Source organism: Lactobacillus helveticus DSM 20075 = CGMCC 1.1877, assembly GCF_000160855.1.
GTDB lineage: Bacteria > Bacillota > Bacilli > Lactobacillales > Lactobacillaceae > Lactobacillus > Lactobacillus helveticus.
This window is the reverse complement of record NZ_GG700753.1, coordinates 2,867-6,620: the sequence shown is the minus strand read 5'-3', so window position 1 is coordinate 6,620 and position 3,754 is coordinate 2,867. Positions and strand designations below refer to the sequence as shown.

Here is a 3,754-nt window from a genome sequence, read left to right as displayed (position 1 = left end):
TACTCCTCTATCTCCGATCTTATATATTATCTATTTTGTCTACCAACCCCCCAATAAGCCTACTGCATGCATCCCTTTAAAGAAGCGCACAGTAAATAAAAAGAATGATTATCTCAATTTTATTGCAAATATTTATATATGTATATATGATTACTACAGTATTAATATTTAATCTCAGCTATTGTGCTTTGGTACCTACCAATGTAATCTATGATATATAAGTTTTAAGTATATTAAATGTGAGAAATATAGATCATTAACTCTCTCCACCAATTATGGAGGAATTAATTTGTTAAAAAAGAAAACATTTGTAAAATTAGCTTGTGCAACTATGTTAGTAAATGCTGGGATTAGCATCTTACCTGCACCCCTCTCCACTACTTATCCTTCTCAAGTTCAAGCTTCAGCAACTTCTATAGCTGCTAGAGGATTAGGTATTGATGTTGCGAGTTATCAAAGTGCAGATTTAACAGCTATGCAAAAGCTGGATCCCAAATTGCAATAGTCAAAGTTAGCGAAGGTACTAGCTACAGAAATCCTAAAAATAAAATCGGCTATTGCTAATGATATGACGCCTATGGGCTATCATTTTGCTACTTTTAGTTCAAACGCTTCCTTGGCTAAAAGCGAAGCTAAATATGCTGTCTCATCTGCTAAAGCTTTAGGTCTACCTAAGGGATCATATCTAGCATGTGATTATGAAACTGGCAGCGGTAATATAATTACTAATGGTAAGAATGTTACTGCTAAAGCCATCCTAGCTTTTATGGATGAAATTAAGGCAGCTGGATATCAACCTCTTCTTTATGCTAGTTCTTCTGTATTACAAAATAATATTAATACACCTTCTATTGTCAAAAAATATCCTAACTCTTTATAGGTAGCAGCATATGCTATATCTGGACGAGTAGATAAACCTAATTTTAAATACTTCCCTTCAATGGACGGCATAGCTATATGGCAATATACTGATAATTGGAAAGGTATGTCCACTGATGGCAATATAACTATACTCCCATTATCTATTTCAGGCTCTGCAGTCTCACAAGCACCATCTAATTCTAATACTAAGCACACTGGTAAAATAATGTACAAGTCTTACGTATATGATGGTAACGGCAAACGTACAGGAGAAGTTTATAAAGCTTATGTATCAGTTACCTACTATGGTGGCAAAACTAAATTAAGCAACGGTAAATCAGCCGTTAAATTTGGCGACAATAAATATACATCATGGCAAGTAATATCTTAGGTAACTCACGCACATTTAAGGCTGATGCTGATGTTTACCAAAGCAATGGATCACTTAATGCCGAATGGAAAACATTAAAGCAAGGATCGCCTATTAAGACATATGGGCCAAAGCATTACATTAACAATGAAGCTTACTATAGAGTCGGTAAAAATGCATATGTTAAGGCTAATACTTTTAAATAATCCTAAAAAGACTAGGTTTGAGCTTCTTGCTTAGATAATATATACAGACATGGAGGTAAAAAAGATGAGAGTCACTAAATTAGTTATTGGAATTTTAATGATTGTTTTATCAATATGGCTATTTTTAGATGGTCTATTAAGTCAATTACTAGATATATACGCAACTAAAAGTATTTTTGGTGGTATTTTAGAAATAGTCATAGCTGGTTTATTTATCGGTGCCGGAATTGTCTATATTTGTTTAGAGAAAAGCCCGTATTTAGGTGGTGATATAACTGGTCTGATTTTGATGATTATCGCAGGAATCTTAGGAATATTCGGTGGATTTATATATGCTTGGATGTTTTTATATGCGGCTATTGCATTAATTATCGGATTTGGATTTTATATTTGGCATCGTATAATTGGCACTGATGATTAAATATAGACATTTTATATGTAAGATAATGAATTGATTGTCAAAAGTGATGATCAATTCATTTTTTGTTTTTAATAAAAAATAGCTATATTCACGAATACCCTACTTAATGATAACTTAATCCCTCTTGCATCCCTCAAGCACAAATGTGATAAAATTAAATTCAACAATATAATATTAAGTAATAAATTGAGGGGTTAATAAAACACATGCATAAAAAGAAGCTTGTTTCATTGCTAAGCTTAGGTGCTTTAGCAATAACTTTACTTTCTGGTTGTAGTAATATTGAAAATTGGGAATTATCAATGCGTTCTAAGATTGGCGCTTTACCATTAACGGTCTCTACTTACGATTCTAATGGACAAAAGATCGATCAAATCAAGGCTAAATCCGTTGATATTCATACAGATAAAAAGATGTCTCAAAAAGATAGTAGCGGCAATGAAAAATCTAGCGTAATTGATGTCGATTATGGCCACAACAGAATGATTCACGTAGGCTCTACTCTTATTGCATATGAAGGGTTAAAGAACTACGAAGATGAGTTTAATAAGCACGTAAACATTAATGATCAAAACAAAGCTGTTCCTTTACTAAATACTATGTATCAAAACTTTAAAAATGACTGGAATGGGGATGCTAAAGTAGTTATGATTAGAAGTCAGCTAGGGATGCCTATTGCAGTTTTCACTGGTAAAAACGTTTCTATTCATAAAAGTGACATGAAAAATGCTACCCAGTTTGTAATCGATGGTCATCGTTTAATAGCTTACAGAGCAGACTATACTATTTATCCGATAGCCAGTTTAATGAAGTAATCCAGTATTCAAAAAGACGCCTCACTACACTGAGACGTCTTTTATTTAGCCTAATTTATCTAAGAAATCTAAAGATTCTTGTCTATTTTTGAAACTATAAACCGTTATATTAGGATGATCTTTCAATATCCTAACAATATTAGGCTTTTGTATTTTAGGAAAAAGCCTAATATAATTCATAAACTCTTTATCTTCTTGCTCTTCAATCCAGGTCATATCAGGTCGTTTCTTTCCCCATCTTTGACGAACACCACTTAAACAAGTATCTACACTATAATCTAAAAAGAATACAGTATTACATGCATTAAGTCGCTCATTAAATAAAGAATCACTGTAGTTACCATCCATTATCCAAGCATCAGCTTGCATCTTTAACTTAACTTGGCTTAAAAATTCTTCTTTGGATACTGTAGTTTTATCAGATCTCCAAAAAAGTTGATCTAGATATATAATTGGCAAATTGATCTTCTTTTGAAGTCTTCTAGAAAATGTGCTCTTCCCAACTCCAGGCGAACCAATAACCAGTATCTTTTTCATTATGCTTTATTCCTTAATTAAGTTATTAAATTCTTCATTAGTGGCTACAATATCACCCATAACTTGGTTAACCCAATCATTGAGCTTATCGTTATCATAATTTTCAAGGCCGCCTTCAGTATCTCCAATGTCCGCAATACCATTATTAAAATCTGCCATTTCGGTGATTAATCTTTCTGCAAAGTCCTTAGTGGTCCCTGCAAAATTATCCGCAAAAGTATCTACATTGCCATAAGCATTAGTAATATCACCAAAAGTCTGTACCATTTTGCCAAAGGTATCATATAAGTTGTTAACATCTTCTTGAGTTGGCACTGTTAACTCCTCATTTTCATTATTAAGCTGTTCATCTAAGCGAACACCAATATCGTTTAAAACTAAATGTCCATCATACAAGCGATTTAATAATTTAACACCACTTGGATTTTTAGCTTGTAAATTTACATCAATTTCTTCTGTCATAATTTTCCCTCGTCTTATATAATTCTATTGTTTTTATTGTACAATTTTTATACGTGAAATTACAAAAACAATATTTCAATCT

General features: G+C 32.5%; 4 protein-coding genes and 1 pseudogene. 3 read left to right on the top strand and 2 right to left on the bottom strand.

Annotation, left to right across the window (positions count from 1 at the left end; translation table 11 throughout):
* Window positions 1-289: 289 nt before the first annotated feature.
* The 3 genes and pseudogenes from HMPREF0518_RS03735 (at window position 290) to HMPREF0518_RS03720 (ending at window position 2,673) form a co-directional block, all read left to right on the top strand.
* Window positions 290-1,437: pseudogene (locus tag HMPREF0518_RS03735) on the top strand (SLAP domain-containing protein).
* A gap of 64 nt (window positions 1,438-1,501) precedes the next feature.
* Complete coding sequence (locus tag HMPREF0518_RS03725; RefSeq protein ID WP_003628839.1) at window positions 1,502-1,858, top strand: hypothetical protein; 357 nt, start codon at window positions 1,502-1,504, stop codon at window positions 1,856-1,858.
* A gap of 206 nt (window positions 1,859-2,064) precedes the next feature.
* Window positions 2,065-2,673, top strand: a complete 609-nt coding sequence (locus HMPREF0518_RS03720) for a DUF5052 family protein (RefSeq protein ID WP_003626259.1) — start codon at window positions 2,065-2,067, stop codon at window positions 2,671-2,673.
* Window positions 2,674-2,718: 45 nt separating this feature from the next.
* On the opposite strand, the gene HMPREF0518_RS03715 is transcribed toward HMPREF0518_RS03720, so the two are convergent.
* Together HMPREF0518_RS03715 and HMPREF0518_RS03710 are read right to left on the bottom strand one after the other, a co-directional pair.
* Complete coding sequence (locus HMPREF0518_RS03715) at window positions 2,719-3,210, bottom strand: P-loop NTPase family protein (protein ID WP_003626257.1); 492 nt, start codon at window positions 3,208-3,210, stop codon at window positions 2,719-2,721.
* A gap of 6 nt (window positions 3,211-3,216) precedes the next feature.
* Window positions 3,217-3,672: a hypothetical protein gene (locus HMPREF0518_RS03710; protein ID WP_003626255.1), complete on the bottom strand. Its 456-nt coding sequence runs from the start codon at window positions 3,670-3,672 to the stop codon at window positions 3,217-3,219.
* Between the last annotated feature and the right edge of the window lie 82 nt (window positions 3,673-3,754).

What these genes read in the sequence shown, in the direction of transcription:
- HMPREF0518_RS03725 (WP_003628839.1), top strand. Translation starts at nt 1,502, where the DNA reads ATGAGAGTCACTAAATTAGTTATTGGAATTTTAATGATTGTTTTATCA.
- HMPREF0518_RS03715 (WP_003626257.1), bottom strand. Translation starts at nt 3,210, where the DNA reads ATGAAAAAGATACTGGTTATTGGTTCGCCTGGAGTTGGGAAGAGCACA.
- HMPREF0518_RS03710 (WP_003626255.1), bottom strand. Translation starts at nt 3,672, where the DNA reads ATGACAGAAGAAATTGATGTAAATTTACAAGCTAAAAATCCAAGTGGT.
- HMPREF0518_RS03720 (WP_003626259.1), top strand. Translation starts at nt 2,065, where the DNA reads ATGCATAAAAAGAAGCTTGTTTCATTGCTAAGCTTAGGTGCTTTAGCA.